Here is a 15,832-nt window from a genome sequence, read left to right as displayed (position 1 = left end):
AACCAACGCAATTTGATACAGCGCAAGTTGCAGGCTAATTGTTTTTTGTTACGTATCACCAGCGCAACGGATCGCCGAAGCAGCGCAAAGATTATTGCACGATGCGAATTTTGTTTTTACAATGCGCAACACAAGCTAAGTGTAAACACGGGGTGTGATCCTCCGTGCAAAGCGTTAAAGTTGTCCGGCTTACCCAGCCAGACAGAATGAAAACCCAAGTAGGAGACAAACCATGGCCGACCAGCCCAACGCACGCCCTGCCGATACTGACCCGCAGGAAACCAAGGAATGGATTGACGCCCTCGAAGGCGTCATCTGCAACGAAGGCGCCGAACGCGCCCACTACCTGATCGAGACGCTGATCGGTCAGGCTCGCGAGGACGGCATCGACATTCCGTACTCGGCGAACACCGCATACATCAACACCATTCCCGCCGACCAGCAGCCCAAATACCCGGGCGACCCGGACCTGGAAATCAAGATCCACTCCTACATCCGCTGGAACGCCATGGCCATGGTCGTGCGCGCCAACAAGGACACCAACGTCGGCGGCCACATCGCCTCCTTCGCCTCGGCCGCCGCGCTGTACGACGTCGGCTTCTCGCATTTCTGGAAGAGCCTCGACCACGAAACCGGCGGCGACCTGATCTTCTTCCAGGGCCACTCGGTGCCCGGCGTCTATTCGCGCGCCTTCATGCTCGGCCGCCTCTCCGAGGAGCAGATGGACAACTTCCGCCAGGAAACCGGCGGCAAGGGCATCTCCTCCTACCCGCACCCCTGGCTGATGCCGGACTTCTGGCAGTTCCCGACGGTGTCGATGGGCCTCGGCCCGATCCAGGCCATCTACCAGGCCCGCTTCATGAAGTACCTCGCCTCGCGCGGCCTGATCGACGCCGCCAAGGCGGAACAGCGCAAGGTGTGGGCCTTCTTGGGCGACGGCGAGACCGACGAGGTCGAGTCGCTCGGCGCCATCGGCATGGCCGGCCGTGAGAAGCTCGACAACCTGATCTTCGTCATCAACTGCAACCTGCAGCGCCTCGATGGTCCGGTGCGCGGCAACGGCAAGATCATCCAGGAACTGGAAGCCGAATTCCGCGGCGCCGGCTGGAACGTCATCAAGCTGATCTGGGGCACCCACTGGGACGCCCTGTTCAACCGCGACAAGAAAGGCATCCTGAAGAAGCGCATGATGGAACTGTGCGACGGCGAGTACCAGACCTTCAAGGCGAAGAACGGCGCCTACGTCCGCGAACACTTCTTCAACACGACGGAACTCCGCGAACTGGTCGCCGACTGGACCGACGACGACGTCTGGCAACTGAACCGCGGCGGCCACGACATCTTCAAGATCTTCGCCGCCTACAACGCCGCCGTCACCCACCAGGGCGCCCCGACGCTGATCCTGGCCAAGACCATCAAGGGCTTCGGCATGGGCCAGGCCGGTGAGGCGATGAACATCTCGCACCAGCAGAAGAAGATGGACAAGGAGCAGATTGCCCGCTTCCGCGACCGCTTCGCACTGCCGGTGCCGGACGACAAGCTCGAGGAACTGCCTTACCTGAAGTTCGCCGAGGATTCGGCCGAATATAAATACATGCGCGACCGCCGCATGGCGCTGGGCGGTTTCCTGCCGTCGCGCCGGCGTCACGCCGAGCCGCTGGCGGTGCCCGGCCTGGACAAGTTCGAGGCGCTGCTCAAGGCCTCCGGCGAAGGCCGCGAACTGTCGACGACGATGGCCATCGTCCGCATCATGAACATGCTGCTCAAGGACAAGCAGGTCGGCCGCAACGTCGTACCGATCGTCCCCGACGAATCGCGCACCTTCGGCATGGAAGGCATGTTCCGCGCGGTCGGCATCTGGAACCAGCAAGGCCAGAACTACGTGCCGGAAGACCATGACCAGCTGATGTTCTACAAGGAGTCGAAGGACGGCCAGGTGCTGCAGGAAGGCATCAACGAAGCCGGCGCGATGAGCGACTGGATCGCCGCCGCCACCGCCTACTCGGTGCATGGCGTGCAGACCATCCCGTTCTACATCTGCTACTCGATGTTCGGCCTGCAGCGCGTCATGGACCTCGTCTGGGCAGCTGGCGACCAGCGCGCCCGCGGCTTCCTGATCGGCGGCACCGCCGGCCGCACCACGCTGAACGGCGAAGGCCTGCAGCACGAGGACGGTCACAGCCAGATCCTGGCCAACCTGGTGCCGAACTGCATCAGCTACGACCCGACCTTCCAGTACGAAGTCGCCGTCGTCGTCCAGGACGGCCTGCGCCGGATGAACGCCGAACAGGAAGACGTTTTCTACTACATCACGGTGATGAACGAGAACTACGAGCACCCGGAAATGCCGGCCGGTGCCGAAGCCGACATCATCAAGGGCATGTACCTGTTCAAACAGGGGGCCGCCAGCCAGGCGCCGCGCGTCCAGCTGCTGGGCTCCGGCACCATCTTCCGTGAAGTCATCCACGCCGCCGAGCTGCTCCGCCAGGACTGGGGTGTCGAGGCCGACCTCTGGGGCTGCCCGAGCTTCAACGAACTGGCCCGCGACGGCCAGGATGTTGCCCGCTGGAACCTGCTGCATCCGCTGGAGGAACCCAAGCTGTCGCACGTCGAGCAGAAGCTCGCCGGCAGCCATGGCCCGGTGATCGCCGCGACCGATTACGTCAAGCTGTTTGCCGAGCAGATCCGCCCCTTCGTCAAGCGCAACTACGTCACGCTGGGCACCGACGGCTTCGGTCGCTCCGACACCCGCGCCAAACTACGCCACCACTTCGAGGTATGCCACCACTGGATCGTGCTGGCTGCGCTGAAGGCGCTGGCCGACGACGGCGCAATCGCCCGCGACACCGTTGCCGCCGCACTGGTCAAGTACGAACTTGATCCGAACAAGCCGAATCCGCTGAGCGTTTAAGGAGGGAACAGAGATGAGCCAGATGATTGAAGTCCGCGTTCCCGATATCGGCGATTTCGACGAAGTCCCGGTGATCGAACTGTTTGTCAAAGTCGGCGACACGATCAAGGTCGACGACGCCATCGTCACCCTCGAATCGGACAAGGCGACGATGGACGTGCCGAGCCCGGTTGCCGGCACGGTCAAGGAAGTGCTTGTTCAGCTCGGCGCCAAGGTTGGCGAAGGCGCGCTGCTGATCAAGGTCGAAACCGGTGCTGCCGCTGCCGCAGCAGCGCCCGCCCCGGCTACCGCACCAGCCCCGGCCCCGGCGGCAGCCGCGCCGGTTGCCGCGGCACCCGCTGCCGGCGGTGGCGTGATCGAAGTGAAGGTGCCGGACATCGGCGACTTCGACGAAGTGCCGGTGATCGACCTCTTCGTCAAGGTCGGCGACACGATCAAGGTCGACGACGCGATCTGCACCCTGGAATCCGACAAGGCGACGATGGACGTGCCGTCCTCCGCCGCTGGCGTGGTCAAGGAAGTGCTGGTTCAGCTCGGCGCCAAGGTGAGCGAAGGTACGTTGCTGATCAAGGTGGAAACCGGTGCTGCCGCCGCTGCCCCGGCAGTCCAGGCCGCTGCTCCGACGCCCGCTGCGGCCCCGGTTGCCGCCGCAGCGCCCGCCCCGGCCGCTGCTGCCCCGGCTTCGCTGCCGGCCGCCCAGCCGCAGACCCTCGGCCTCGGCGCCAAGGTCCACGCCTCGCCATCGGTGCGCGCCTACGCCCGCGAACTCGGCGTCGACCTGTCCAAGGTCGCCGCCTCCGGGCCCAAGGGTCGCATCGTCAAGGAAGACCTGACCAAGTACGTCAAGGGCGTGATGTCCGGCGCCACCGCGGCCCCGGTCGCCGCTGCCGGCGCCAGCCTCGGTGGCGGGCTCGATCTGCTGCCCTGGCCGAAGGTCGATTTCAGCAAGTTCGGCGAAATCGAAGTCAAGCCGCTATCGCGGATCAAGAAGATTTCCGGCCAGAACCTGTCGCGCAACTGGGTGATGATCCCGGCCGTCACCTATCACGAAGACGCCGACATCACCGACCTGGAAGCCTTCCGCGTCCTGCTCAACAAGGAAAACGAGAAGGGTGGCGGCGCCAAGCTGACCATGCTGGCTTTCCTGATGAAGGCTTGCGTCAAGGGCCTGCAGAAGTTCCCGGAATTCAACGCCTCGCTCGACGGCGACAACCTGGTGCTGAAGAAGTACTTCAACATCGGTTTCGCCGCCGACACCCAGAACGGCCTGGTCGTGCCGGTGGTCAAGAACGTGGACAAGAAATCGGTCTTCGAACTGGCGCAGGAATCCGGCGACCTGGCCAAACAGGCGCGTGACGGCAAGCTCAAGCCGGCCGACATGCAGGGCGCCTGCTTCACCATTTCCTCGCTCGGCGGCATCGGCGGCACCTACTTCGCGCCGATTGTGAACGCGCCGGAAGTGGCCATCCTCGGCGTCAACAAGTCGGCGATGAAGCCGGTCTGGGACGGCAAGCAATTCGTGCCGCGCCTGACCCTGCCGCTGTCGCTGACCGCCGATCACCGCGTCATCGACGGCGCGTTGGCGACCCGCTTCAACGTCTATATCGCACAACTACTGGCCGACTTCCGTCGCGTCGCGCTGTAAGGGGGAAGAACCATGAGCAATCTGGTTGAAGTGAAAGTCCCGGACATCGGCGATTTCGACAGCGTGCCGGTGATCGACCTGTTCGTGAAGGTCGGCGACACGATCAAGGTGGATGACGCCATCGTCACCCTGGAATCGGACAAGGCGACGATGGATGTGCCGTCGCCGGTCGCCGGTACGGTCAAGGAAGTGCTGGTGCAGCTCGGCGCCAAGGTCAGCGAAGGTACGCTACTGATCAAGGTCGAGGCCGGTGCTGCGGCAACTGCCGCCCCGGCCCCGGCTGCCGCTGCAGCCCCGGCAGCAGCAACGGTCGCTGCCCCGACGGCTGCCGCCCATGCCGGCAGCGCCGACATCGAATGCGACATGCTGGTGCTGGGCGGCGGCCCCGGTGGCTATTCGGCCGCCTTCCGCGCCGCCGACCTCGGCCTGAAGACGGTGATCGTCGAGCGCTATTCGACGCTCGGCGGCGTCTGTCTGAACGTCGGTTGCATCCCGTCGAAGGCGCTGCTGCACGTCACCGCCGTCATGGAAGAAACCGCCCATCTGGCCGATGCCGGCGTCAGCTTCGCGGCACCGCAGATCGACGTGGAAAAGCTGCGCGCCCACAAGGAAAAGGTCGTCGGCAAGCTGACCGGCGGCCTGGCCGGCATGGCCAAGGGGCGCAAGGTGGACATCGTGCGCGGCTACGGCCACTTCCTCGATCCGTATCATCTGGAAGTCGAAGTCACCGACGGCAGCGGCCAGGACAAGACCGGCAGCAAGAAGGTGGTGAAGTTCAAGCAGTGCATCATCGCCGCCGGTTCGGCGGCCGTGCATCTGCCCTTCATCCCGCAGGACCCGCGCATCGTCGACTCGACCGGGGCGCTGGAATTGCGCTTCGTGCCGAAGAAGATGCTGGTCATCGGCGGCGGCATCATCGGCCTGGAAATGGCCACGGTGTATTCCGCGCTGGGCGCCAGGATCGACGTCGTCGAAATGGCCGATGGCCTGATGCAGGGCCCGGACCGCGACGCGGTCAAGGTCTGGGAAAAGCTCAACGCCCAGCGTTTCGAGCGCGTCATGCTGAAGACGAAGACGGTTGCCGTCGACGCCAAGGAAGACGGCCTGTGGGTCAAGTTCGAAGGCGAAGCGGCGCCGAATGCCGAAGCCGTGCGCTACGACATGATCCTGCAAGCCGCCGGCCGCGCCCCGAACGGCAAGAAGATCGCCGCCGACCAGGCGGGCGTGATCGTCGACGAACGCGGCTTCATCCCGGTCGATGCGCAGATGCGCACCAACGTGCCGCACATCTTCGCCATCGGCGACGTCGTCGGTCAGCCGATGCTGGCGCACAAGGCGGTGCATGAGGCGCACGTCGCGGCGGAAGTCGCTGCCGGCCAGAAATCGGCCTTCGACGTCCAGGTCATCCCCGGCGTTGCCTACACCCATCCGGAAGTGGCCTGGGTCGGCTACACCGAGGAGCAGGCGAAAAAGGAAGGGCGCAAGGTCGAGACCGCCAAGTTCCCGTGGGCGGCCAGCGGCCGCGCCATCGCCAACGGTGCCGACTACGGCTTCACCAAGCTGATCTTCGACGCCGAATCGCATCGCGTCATCGGCGGCGCCATCGTCGGCCCGTCGGCCGGCGACATGATCGGCGAAGTCTGCCTGGCGATCGAGATGGGCTGCGACGCGGTCGACATCGGCAAGACCATCCACCCCCACCCGACACTGGGCGAAAGCATCGGCATGGCCGCCGAAATCGCCCATGGTTCCTGCACGGACGTCCCAGCACCGCGCAAGAAGTAACGATCCTCTGCGTTACGCTAACCTCTAGCTAGCGTTCGTATTTGGCGACGGTTTCATCCGTCGCCTTTTTTTGTCCACCGGCGAGGGCGTGTTCACAGTAATCTGCGGGACGGCGTTTGCCGTGGCGGGATGGGCGCCAAGGCGCGAGGCGCTGGGAATGGTTGTTCCATTCCCGAGCCGAGCAACGCCGGCGACCGCCCGCCACGGCAAACCCAAAGGGCAAGGGGTTGGCGGGGCGCATTGCCGCGTTGCCGCTCGCTTGTGCAGATCACTGCACGGCGCGACCGGCGCCTTGCACTGCCTCCCCGCCAACCCCTTGCGCCGCCCGCTGCTTACTGTGAACACGCCCTAGCGCTACCATGGGCAAAAACCGCCGGAAAGAACAACATGTCCCCGCCCCTCCCCACCGGATTCCGCCATCTGGTCTACTCGCTGGCCGATGCCCTCGACCTCGTCGGCATTGACGACGTCGGCCACGGCAAACGCGTCGGCATCATGGCCGCCGAGGTTGCCGAAGTCCTCGACCTGCCGCCGGAACGCCGCCTCTTCCTGTTCGAACTCGGCCTGCTGCACGACATCGGCGTCTCGTCGACCGTCACCCACCACCATCTGGTCACCGAGTTCGACTGGCAAGGCGCGCAGGCGCATTGTCTGACCGGCGCCGAACTGCTGCGCGACTTCGCGCCGCTCAAGGCCTACGCCGAGCCGATCCGCTACCACCATACGCCGTGGGCGAAACTGCCCCCTGACCTGCCTGCCGACCTCCGCCAGGCCGCCAACCTGGTCTTCCTGGTCGACCGCGTCGATGCCTTCGCCGCGCCGCATTACGGCGACGGCAGCCTGCTCATGTCGACCGGCGAGATCCGTGATGCGATTTGCCAGCACGACGGCAGCTACTTCGACCCGGCGCTGGTCGCCGCCTTCCTGCAGGCGTCGCGCTCTGAGGCGTTCTGGCTGCGGCTGGAAATGCGCAATGTCCAGGCCAGCCTCGCCGACCGTCTCAACGAGCCCGACCAGCGCACCATCGCCATCGCGGAACTGAAGCAACTGGCTGCCATCTTTTCACGCATCGTCGACGCCAAGAGCGCCTTCACCGCCCAGCATTCGCTCGGCGTCTCGCGCCTGGCCGGGCTGCTCGCCGGCTATCTGGGCGTCGCTTCGGAACGCCGCGAGCAACTGGAAATCGCTGGCCTGCTGCACGACATCGGCAAGCTGCGCGTTCCCGACGAGGTACTCGACAAGCCGGCCCGCCTCGACGCCCGCGAACGCAGCATCATGAACACGCACAGCTTCGAGACCTACCAGATCCTGCGCCTGATCCCGGGGCTGGAGGAAATCGCCTACTGGGCCGCCTGCCACCACGAGGAGCCAGGCGGCAACGGCTACCCCTTCCGCCTGGCGGCAGAGACCCTGCCGCTCGAAGCGCGCATCCTGCGCGTCGCCGACATCTTCCAGGCGATGGTCCAGGACCGCCCCTACCGGCGCGGCCTGCCGGCCGGCGAAGCGCTCGCCTTCGTCGATGACCTGGTGACCCAGGGCCGGGTCGACGGCGACATCGCCGCCACCCTCGCCACCCATCTTGACGCCGCCTACGCCGCGGCCCGCCCGGAAATTTCATGACCGCAACACCACAGACGCGGCGCAGCAGCGCCGAACAGCAACGCCTCGAAAGCCTGCTGCAGGAGATGTTCGAACACCGCATCAGCTTCAACGAAGTGCTCGGCCTGCAGGTCGCCTCGTTCGCCCCGGCCGCGCCGCAACTGCGCTTTGCGATGCGCCCCGAACTGGTCGGCCACTACCTCTACGGCCGCCTGCACGGCGGCGTGATCGCTGCCGCCCTCGACACCGTCGGCGGCTTTGCCGCGGTGGTCGGCATCGCCGAGAAGTTCTGCGGCGAGACCGCCGAGCAGGTAGCGCACCGTTTCGGCCGCATCGGCACCATCGACCTGCGTACCGATTTCCTGCATCAGGGGATCGGCCACGAGTTCACGGCCACCGGCCGCATCGTCCGGCTCGGCGGCCGCATCGCCTCGATCCAGATGACGCTGGAAAACGAAAGCGGACTGCTCATCGCCACCGGCAGCGCCGCTTACGTCGTCAGCTGAGGCTTACAGGATGGGCACCACCGACTGTTCGCCGCGCTCGTAAACAACGTTGGCACGGCCGACGATCAGCGGATCGAGATTGCCGATCAGCTTGGTGTCCTTGTTCGTATACGGCAGCTTGTGCAGGATGTAGCGCATGGCGTTGAGCCGCGCCCGCTTCTTGCAGTTCGACTTGATCACCGTCCACGGCGCGTCGGCAGTATCGGTATGGAAGAACATCGCTTCCTTGGCCTTGGTGTAGTCGTCCCACTTGTCGAGCGAGGCCATGTCGATCGGCGACAGTTTCCACTGCTTGAGCGGATGCACCTTGCGTTCGCGAAAACGGCGGCGCTGCTCCTCCTGGCTGACCGAGAACCAGAACTTGATCAGGTGAGTGCCGTTACGCACCAGCATGCGCTCGAACTCCGGCGCCTGGCGGACGAATTCGGCGTATTCCTGGTCGGAACAGAAGCCCATGACGCGCTCGACCCCGGCCCGGTTGTACCAGGAACGGTCGAACAGGACGATCTCGCCGTTGGTCGGCAGATGCTCGACGTAGCGCTGGAAATACCACTGGCCGCGCTCGATTTCCGAAGGCTTTTCCAGGGCGACGACGCGCGCGCCCCGCGGGTTCAGGTGTTCCATGAAACGCTTGATGGTGCCGCCCTTGCCCGCCGCGTCGCGACCTTCGAAGAGGATCACCACTTTCTGCCCGGTTTCCTTGACCCAGGCCTGCAGCTTCAGCAACTCGACCTGCAGCCGGTATTTCTGCCGCTCGTAGTTGCGGCGCTGCATCAGGTTCTTGTACGGATAGCCGCCGTCGCGCCAGTCCTTGGCCAGTTCCTCGTCGGGATTGAGGGCGCTGCCGTCATCCTCGACCCGCCGCTGCTTGAGCAGACTGCGCAGCATCGTCAGCGCTTCCTCGTCCGGCGAATTGGCGAGGATGTCGCGCATCGCCGCCAGCTTCGCTTCCTGGGCGGCATCGACCGCTGCATGCACGGTGAAGGCCTCGATGCCGGCTGCCGTCTGCGTCGGCGGCACGTCACCCTGAACCACCTGGCGCGGCGTCCGGCTGCCCGGGCGCTTGCCCGGCGCTTTGGCGGTGACCGGCTTGCTGCTTGCGTTCTTCGTTGTCGCCATGAATTCCCCCTCTTGTAATGGTTGCGCCAAAGAGGCTATTTCACGCCGACCGCGAAAGCTTGTCTACTCCAGGATTTCCACCGGCACCATGGCACGCAGCACGGTCTGTGTATCGCCGCGCCGCAGGCGGTTGCTCAACCACCACAGGGCGCCCTTCTTGATGCTCCAGTCGGCTTCCTGGCCGGCCAGCAACAACGAGGCCAGGTGACCGAGACCGGGCTGGTGGCCGACGATCAGCACCGAACCGCTGGCATCCGGCCAGCCCGAGGCGGCGATCAGCTCGGAAACGCAGGCGTCCGGACCGATCCGGCGGTGAGTTTCGAAGGGCAGGTCGAGCGCCTGCGCCGTCTGCTGGGTGCGGATCGCCGGACTGACGATGATCCGCGTTTCCTTCGGCAGTCGCTCGCGCAACCAGCCCGCCATCCGTTTCGCCTGGCGCTCGCCGCGTTCGGTCAGGCGCCGTTTCAGGTCATCTTCGCCGTCTTCGGCTTCGGCATGACGCCACAGCAACAAATCCATGATCTCCTCCTCAAACGCCGGAAATGATATAGCTGGATTATTACCGCTCCATGTCAGCGCCATGGAGACGCGGGATCACGCAAAGAGATCGGGCTGCGGCTGGCGCAGGCTATCGCGCCCGACGGTCAGCCGCACCTTGCTGCCGCGGCGGCCGATTGCCTCGACCACCATGCGACCGGCGCAGGCTTCGGCGACAACGATGACGTTGCGCGATTGCGCCCGCGTCCTGCCGACGTAGAGCGCCAGATTACCCGGTTGCGGTGTCCATTTGAGCATGCGCCATGATAGCCAGCGCAGCGGCGCCTGTCAGCTACGAACAGCCTTCGGGCTGTGCCGCGCCCTCCAGCATCTCGATCACTTGGCGCAAGCGCTCCCGCAGCGATTGATCGAGACTGGCATCGACCGCCAGGTAGATGGTTCGCCCCAGGTTGCGCACGCGCCAGGTGACTTCCTTGACGATCTGCTGCATCTCTTCCCGCAGCCCCTGGTCCCCGGCATCGCTGCCGCTCAGGCTGGCGGCATCAAGAATGCCGGTGGCGCGCAGCGATTTGGCGAAGCTGTCGAGCAAATGCAAGGCCCGCGCGACGATATCCGCCAGCACTGCCGCCTCGGCCTGGCCGGCAAGCGCCAGCAGGGCTTCGGCGACGGCATCGATATGCGCCAGCAAGCGTTGCGCCCGGGCGACACAATCGCTGGCCGGCGCCGGATGAGGCGCCACCTTGAGCGACTGCAGACCGCGGATCAGGACGTCGGCCGCCTTCCGGTCAAATTCCTCGGGAACGATGCGCAAGGCCAGGGCGACGCGGCTGGCCCCCGACTCACCGCGGTCGATCAGGGCGGCCGCCGCGTCGGCCACCGCCAGCCAGCCCGCCAGTTCATGCTGCTCCTGTCGCGTCAGGCGCCCCGGGTAGCCGCTGCCGTCATGGCGCTCGTGATGCTGAGCGACGCAGGCCAGCACCCCTTGCGGCATCGAGGTCAGGTTGCGGATCAGCAACTGGCCGACGTGCGGATGGGTCGCCACGTGCTTCCACTCCTGCGGCGACAGGTGGCCCTGGCGCTCGATGTAATCGGGATTGATGTAAATCTCGCCGAGGTCGTGCAGGATTGACGCCAGCAGCAGCGTGCGCGCCTCGGACGACGAGGCCTCAAGTTCAGCGGCAATCCCAGCGCAAAGCGCGGCGACCACCTGGGTACGACGAAAACTGTCGACCGAAGAGTGACGGGCACAGGTCATCAACAGCATCAGCGGCGGCGGAATGTGCAGGTCCTTGCCTTCGCGCAGGATTTCCCGCGCCGCCCGGCTACCGGCAATGCTTTCGAGCGCCGCATTCTGTTCCAGCAAATCCAGCGCCCCCTGCATGATTTGAGCCACTGTCAGGCCATCGCGCACCGACAGCGAGCTTTCCAGCGGCGCCCGCAGCTTGCGCAGCAACAGGCGGTCCTGCAGGTCGCGGGAAACCGCTGCGCCCTTGGCCAGCAGCTTGAACCCCTGGTCGTCGTAGATATCCTGCGTGGCGACGATCGAATGCGTCTCGGAAAGGTCGAGCAATTTCGCCACGCAATGCTGGTTTGAACTATAGACCGCCATCGGACTCCGCACCTTGCCGCGACAGGGTTTCCCCGCGGGGGAATACACACTGTTGCCTGTTTTTCTCTTAGAGGGTTTTTACACCCTTTCCAACGAAATGGCCACCCTGGCAATGCCCAGTTCATAAGCACTCATTCACGGCAGAAACCCACCAATTGCGGGCCTTCAGCGCAGACAGCGCCGTTCCCGCCGGCCAGCAAATTCCATCCGCATCGCCACTTAAGGCTGTTTTCAGCTTCCGGTCATAAAGTGGCGCCAGTTCCGGAACGGAACCCATGCCGACCAATCCAATTTTACGGAGTTGAAACATGAACAAACTGATCAGCGCACTCATCGCCACCTTCATCGCCAGCAGCGCCATCGCCGGCCCGACCTGCAGCGTTCCCGAAGAAAAGTGGATGAAGGAAGCCGATTTCAAGGCCAAGATCACCGCCCAGGGCTACCAGATCAAGACTTTCAAGGTTTCCAAGGGCAAGTGCTACGAGATCTACGGTTTTGACAAGGACGGCAAGAAGGTCGAGATCTACTACGATCCGAGCACCGGCGCCGAAATGGAACGCAAGTAAGCCTCTTCCGCAATCAGCCGACTCCCCGCAGGGAGTCGGCCCTCCAACCGGAAAATCCATGAACACCACCCCCCGCAACATCCAAGTCTGGGACCGCTTCGTCCGCTTCTTTCATTGGAGCCTGGTCAGTTGCGTCCTCCTCAACTACTTTGCCATCGACGACGGGGAGACCGTACACCAGTGGCTGGGCTACTTTGCCAGCGCCCTGGTTGTGGCCCGCATCGTCTGGGGTTTCATCGGCAGCAAGCACGCCCGCTTTACCGACTTCTTTCCGACGCCGACGCGTCTGCGCCACCACCTGCAGGCAATGCGCGCCGGCAAGGCCGATCCCCATCCGGGACATAACCCGTTGGGCGCACTGATGATGCTGACCCTGATCGCCCTCGTTCTGGGACTGGGTGTCACCGGCTACCTGCAGGGCACTGACATGTTCTGGGGCGAGGAATGGCTGCAGGAAGTGCACGAGACGCTGGCTTCGACGCTGATCGGACTCGCTGGCCTGCACGCGCTGGCAGCGATCGTGATGAGCCGCGTGGAGCGCACCAACCTGATCCTGGCGATGATCACCGGGGTCAAGAAGCAGGGCTGAGCGCCCTGGCGGACAAGCAGCACAAATGAAAACGCCCAACTGAGAACAGTTGGGCGCTGAATTTTGGTGGCCAAGGGCGGAATCGAACCACCGACACGCGGATTTTCAACGGGAGGTCTCCGTTTTCAGAACCGCGAAGCCAAACGAAACTCACTTGTCAAACAAGCACTTGACCGAACCCATGCGCACACGAACGCAATCAAGCGCAACCAGCCCCCGAAAATTCTGACAGAAAATTGTCAGATGTAACGGACGAGAACCAAGCTTAGCGAAGCGGGGGGCACGTGTAAAGCATCCTGAGCCTGGTTCCAAGATCGGCGCCCATCATTGGCACGAGAATTCAGGTCGGCCGGATTTTGTAGGATTCCAGTTTTTTTTCCTATACTTCGGGTGAGCATCGTCAATCCAGTATTGCTGTCGTCCGCTTTGCGAGATTCAAGCACTCGTTTTTCTGGCGGCACTGGTGGACGTTCTGTTGAACCTATCCAGATACATGTGAAACGGTAACTCACCGCCCCGTTGGACGGGTAACGTCAGCAACGGGGGGAAAGCGCGACTGGGGGATTGGTTTGAGAACGCGCGAAGGCGGCGAAGCTAGCACCTTCAACCGAATGGCTGGCGGGCGATCGGCTCCATACATGTCCTGGGATTCGGCGGAGGTGAGCGTAGACTATCCTGGCTATTGCTAGGATGGCTGGGCTCACCCACCACCGAATCCTGTAAAGAAGAGAACAGCTAGGCATTCAAGGGGTATTTCCCAGTAAACATACGCAGCAAAGTAGATTGACCAACAGGAAATACCCGCTTTTCTGCGTTTCACAGTTTATTTATAACCAGCCAATACGACAGCCCCCCATCTTCGTCGGTACACTCAACTGTTAACTGAGATTCGCGAGGAGTTAGAATTCGCGCGCGGAAGGCTACGCCCCCGGCGATTCTGCCCACATACACGGCGCGCAAGTCGCGCCCTTTTCTTTTGAACAACGGAAAGCACAAGAACGACGACGCATGTCCGAACGCAGACCCATCCCGGTAATCGACCTCTTCGCCGGTCCAGGCGGCCTCGGAGAAGGCTTCTCGTCGATCCTGGACGTCGACCGCAACCCCTACTTCTCCCTGAAAGTATCGGCGGAGAAGGACCCGACGGCTCACAAGACGCTGTCGCTGCGCTCACTCTACCGAAAGTTTCCAAAAGGTAAGGCTCCGGACTGCTACTACGATCACATTCGCGGCAAAATCTCCCGCGACGCACTCTTGGCGCATCCGGATGCAGCCGAGGCAGGACGAGAGGCTCTCGAGGAAGCGCGAAACTTCGAGCTTGGGAAAGACGACCCAGAGGATCTTGACAGTCGAATTCAGACTGCTCTCTGCGGAGCAGACGACTGGGTTCTGATAGGCGGACCTCCGTGTCAGGCCTACTCGCTCGCCGGCCGTTCGCGACGCACGCGAGAGTCGCTTGAGAAATTCGAGAGTGATGAGAAACACTTCCTCTACCGCGAGTATCTTCGGATCATCCGCAGGCACAAGCCAGCTGTTTTCATCATGGAGAACGTCAAGGGGATGCTATCTTCCCTGCACGGAGGATCTCCGATCTTTGAGAAAATCGTGACCGACCTCTCCAAGCCGGGTGACGGACTCGAATATCAGATTCGCTCACTGGTAAAACCCGGCATTGCGGGAGAAATAGACCCACACGATTTCGTCATCGAGGCCGAACGGTTCGGCATCCCACAAGGCAGACACAGAGTCATCCTATTCGGCATCCGCTCGGATGTCGCGCGTTCGGTTCCTGAACTATCCTCCTCTCCAGAAAACTTTGTCCTCGGACACGAGAACATGAAGGTTACCGTCGGGGAGGTTCTGTCCGGTCTCCCCCAGCTCAGAAGCAAGCTATCGAAGGAAACGGACGGACCTGAACAATGGCTCACTGCACTGATGGAAACCCCAGAAAGGCTTCGCTTCTATCGCTCAGAAAATTTGAATCCCGTCTATGAAGAGATGAACAGAGCTGTGGAAATGGCCCGGCATCACACCTCTGCTGGCGGCCCTTTCCTGAACTACGACACGACAAGCAATAAGATGCGCACCAGGTTGAGCAACTGGTTCATCGATAAGCGCCTGAGTGGCGTGATTCAACACGAGACGCGCGCCCACATGCGCTCCGATCTTCAACGCTACCTTTTCGCCGCTGCCTACGGAAAGGCGACTTTGCATTCGCCAAAGATCGCAGACTTCCCCACCCCTCTCCTTCCCAAGCACGACAACATTTCCTCGGAAAAGGTACCGTTCGCGGACCGCTTCCGGGTTCAGTTGGAGGGTTCATGCTCGTCCACCGTCGTCGCGCACATCGCCAAGGACGGGCACTACTTCATCCATCCTGATCCGTCGCAGTGTCGTAGCCTGACCGTACGCGAAGCCGCCCGTCTTCAGACCTTCCAGGACAACTACTTCTTCGCCGGCAACCGAACCGAGCAATACACTCAGGTCGGCAATGCGGTCCCACCACTCCTTGCGCGCAAAATCGCAGGCGTGGTGTTGAAGTTCATGGAAGCGTGGAATCGGAGCAGAACTCCCCGCTGACCTCTGAACTGTCGATCCAGCGGCGCAGCAGCTCGGGCAGAGCCCCTCTCATATCGACCAAGCGCGTAGCGCACTCCCAGACCACCAGAACGCGCCACCCCGCAGAGACCAGAGCGCCTATCGCTCGCCTGTCCCGCTCGACATTCGCGGCGAGCTTGGCCTCCCAGAACTCCCTGCGCGCTGCGGGAATCTTGGCGAAGCGACAGCCCCGATGGGCATGCCAGAAGCAGCCGTGGACGAACACCGCGATGCGCCGCCCCGGAAGAACGACGTCGGGGCATCCCGGCAGATCCTTCCGGTGCAGACGGAAGCGGAAGCCCGCCGCGAACAGGGCCTTGCGAACGACGAGCTCGGGCTTCGTGTTACGCGCTCCAATGCCGGACATCATCCGGCTTCTCGTCGCCGGGTCGACGACGTCGGTCACG

The 15,832-nt window shown here is 63.2% G+C and carries 14 protein-coding genes; 8 read left to right on the top strand and 6 right to left on the bottom strand.

Annotated elements, in window-relative coordinates; genetic code table 11:
• Window positions 1–232 precede the first annotated feature (232 nt).
• The 5 genes from aceE (at window position 233) to ACE3OV_RS10230 (ending at window position 8,446) form a co-directional block, all read left to right on the top strand.
• A complete protein-coding gene (gene aceE / locus ACE3OV_RS10250) occupies window positions 233–2,911 on the top strand; it encodes a pyruvate dehydrogenase (acetyl-transferring), homodimeric type (protein ID WP_374326959.1) in 2,679 nt (892 codons plus the stop codon).
• 13 nt (window positions 2,912–2,924) lie between these two features.
• Entirely contained in the window at window positions 2,925–4,556 is a 1,632-nt protein-coding gene (gene aceF, locus ACE3OV_RS10245; protein WP_374326958.1) for a dihydrolipoyllysine-residue acetyltransferase, read from the top strand.
• 12 nt (window positions 4,557–4,568) lie between these two features.
• On the top strand, window positions 4,569–6,341 hold the full coding sequence (gene lpdA, locus ACE3OV_RS10240) for a dihydrolipoyl dehydrogenase (protein WP_374326957.1): 1,773 nt from the start codon (window positions 4,569–4,571) through the stop codon (window positions 6,339–6,341).
• Between the two features lie 387 nt (window positions 6,342–6,728).
• Complete coding sequence (locus ACE3OV_RS10235) at window positions 6,729–7,961, top strand: HD domain-containing phosphohydrolase (RefSeq protein WP_374326956.1); 1,233 nt, start codon at window positions 6,729–6,731, stop codon at window positions 7,959–7,961.
• A complete protein-coding gene (locus tag ACE3OV_RS10230) occupies window positions 7,958–8,446 on the top strand; it encodes a thioesterase family protein (RefSeq protein WP_374326955.1) in 489 nt (162 codons plus the stop codon). Before ACE3OV_RS10235 ends, ACE3OV_RS10230 begins: the two co-directional genes overlap by 4 nt.
• 3 nt (window positions 8,447–8,449) lie before the next feature.
• Here the strand turns inward: ACE3OV_RS10230 and ppk2 are convergent, their stop codons facing one another.
• The 5 genes from ppk2 to ACE3OV_RS10205 form a co-directional block, all read right to left on the bottom strand.
• Complete coding sequence (ppk2, locus tag ACE3OV_RS10225; protein ID WP_374326954.1) at window positions 8,450–9,565, bottom strand: polyphosphate kinase 2; 1,116 nt, start codon at window positions 9,563–9,565, stop codon at window positions 8,450–8,452.
• 63 nt (window positions 9,566–9,628) lie between these two features.
• A complete protein-coding gene (locus tag ACE3OV_RS10220; protein ID WP_374326953.1) occupies window positions 9,629–10,084 on the bottom strand; it encodes a histidine phosphatase family protein in 456 nt (151 codons plus the stop codon).
• Window positions 10,085–10,159: 75 nt separating this feature from the next.
• A complete protein-coding gene (locus ACE3OV_RS10215) occupies window positions 10,160–10,360 on the bottom strand; it encodes a hypothetical protein (protein ID WP_374326952.1) in 201 nt (66 codons plus the stop codon).
• A 34-nt stretch (window positions 10,361–10,394) separates the two neighbouring features.
• Window positions 10,395–11,642, bottom strand: coding sequence for an HD-GYP domain-containing protein (locus ACE3OV_RS10210; protein WP_374326951.1), 1,248 nt, complete (start codon window positions 11,640–11,642; stop codon window positions 10,395–10,397).
• A gap of 151 nt (window positions 11,643–11,793) precedes the next feature.
• Window positions 11,794–12,006 carry a hypothetical protein gene (locus tag ACE3OV_RS10205; protein WP_374326949.1) on the bottom strand — a complete coding sequence of 71 codons (213 nt, stop codon included), beginning with the start codon at window positions 12,004–12,006 and terminating at the stop codon, window positions 11,794–11,796.
• Between ACE3OV_RS10205 and ACE3OV_RS10200 the strand changes: the two genes are divergently transcribed.
• From ACE3OV_RS10200 to ACE3OV_RS10190, 3 genes are all read left to right on the top strand, one after another.
• The gene (locus tag ACE3OV_RS10200; RefSeq protein ID WP_374326948.1) at window positions 11,981–12,238 is read left to right on the top strand and encodes a PepSY domain-containing protein; all 258 of its coding nucleotides are present in this window, start codon (window positions 11,981–11,983) and stop codon (window positions 12,236–12,238) included. The genes ACE3OV_RS10205 and ACE3OV_RS10200 overlap by 26 nt on opposite strands.
• 58 nt (window positions 12,239–12,296) lie before the next feature.
• Window positions 12,297–12,827 carry a cytochrome b/b6 domain-containing protein gene (locus ACE3OV_RS10195; protein WP_374326947.1) on the top strand — a complete coding sequence of 177 codons (531 nt, stop codon included), beginning with the start codon at window positions 12,297–12,299 and terminating at the stop codon, window positions 12,825–12,827.
• Between the two features lie 1,008 nt (window positions 12,828–13,835).
• Window positions 13,836–15,407 (top strand): DNA cytosine methyltransferase, encoded by a 1,572-nt coding sequence (locus ACE3OV_RS10190; RefSeq protein ID WP_374326946.1) that lies wholly within the window; start codon window positions 13,836–13,838, stop codon window positions 15,405–15,407.
• Here ACE3OV_RS10190 and ACE3OV_RS10185 read toward each other — a convergent pair.
• Window positions 15,370–15,831 carry a very short patch repair endonuclease gene (locus tag ACE3OV_RS10185; RefSeq protein WP_374326945.1) on the bottom strand — a complete coding sequence of 154 codons (462 nt, stop codon included), beginning with the start codon at window positions 15,829–15,831 and terminating at the stop codon, window positions 15,370–15,372. The two genes, ACE3OV_RS10190 and ACE3OV_RS10185, sit on opposite strands and share 38 nt — an antisense overlap.
• Window position 15,832: the final 1 nt, after the last annotated feature.

It is taken from the genome of Azonexus sp. (assembly GCF_041909095.1).
Taxonomy (GTDB): domain Bacteria; phylum Pseudomonadota; class Gammaproteobacteria; order Burkholderiales; family Rhodocyclaceae; genus Azonexus.
Note: the sequence above shows the minus strand (reverse complement) of the source record. Positions and strands in the feature narration are given on the sequence as shown.

Coding starts and splice junctions, on each gene's coding strand:
- ACE3OV_RS10220 (WP_374326953.1), bottom strand. CDS start 10,084: ATGGATTTGTTGCTGTGGCGTCATGCCGAAGCCGAAGACGGCGAAGAT.
- aceF (WP_374326958.1), top strand. CDS start 2,925: ATGAGCCAGATGATTGAAGTCCGCGTTCCCGATATCGGCGATTTCGAC.
- ACE3OV_RS10190 (WP_374326946.1), top strand. CDS start 13,836: ATGTCCGAACGCAGACCCATCCCGGTAATCGACCTCTTCGCCGGTCCA.
- ACE3OV_RS10195 (WP_374326947.1), top strand. CDS start 12,297: ATGAACACCACCCCCCGCAACATCCAAGTCTGGGACCGCTTCGTCCGC.
- ppk2 (WP_374326954.1), bottom strand. CDS start 9,565: ATGGCGACAACGAAGAACGCAAGCAGCAAGCCGGTCACCGCCAAAGCG.
- ACE3OV_RS10230 (WP_374326955.1), top strand. CDS start 7,958: ATGACCGCAACACCACAGACGCGGCGCAGCAGCGCCGAACAGCAACGC.
- ACE3OV_RS10205 (WP_374326949.1), bottom strand. CDS start 12,006: ATGAGTGCGCTGATCAGTTTGTTCATGTTTCAACTCCGTAAAATTGGA.
- lpdA (WP_374326957.1), top strand. CDS start 4,569: ATGAGCAATCTGGTTGAAGTGAAAGTCCCGGACATCGGCGATTTCGAC.
- aceE (WP_374326959.1), top strand. CDS start 233: ATGGCCGACCAGCCCAACGCACGCCCTGCCGATACTGACCCGCAGGAA.
- ACE3OV_RS10235 (WP_374326956.1), top strand. CDS start 6,729: ATGTCCCCGCCCCTCCCCACCGGATTCCGCCATCTGGTCTACTCGCTG.
- ACE3OV_RS10200 (WP_374326948.1), top strand. CDS start 11,981: ATGAACAAACTGATCAGCGCACTCATCGCCACCTTCATCGCCAGCAGC.
- ACE3OV_RS10215 (WP_374326952.1), bottom strand. CDS start 10,360: ATGCTCAAATGGACACCGCAACCGGGTAATCTGGCGCTCTACGTCGGC.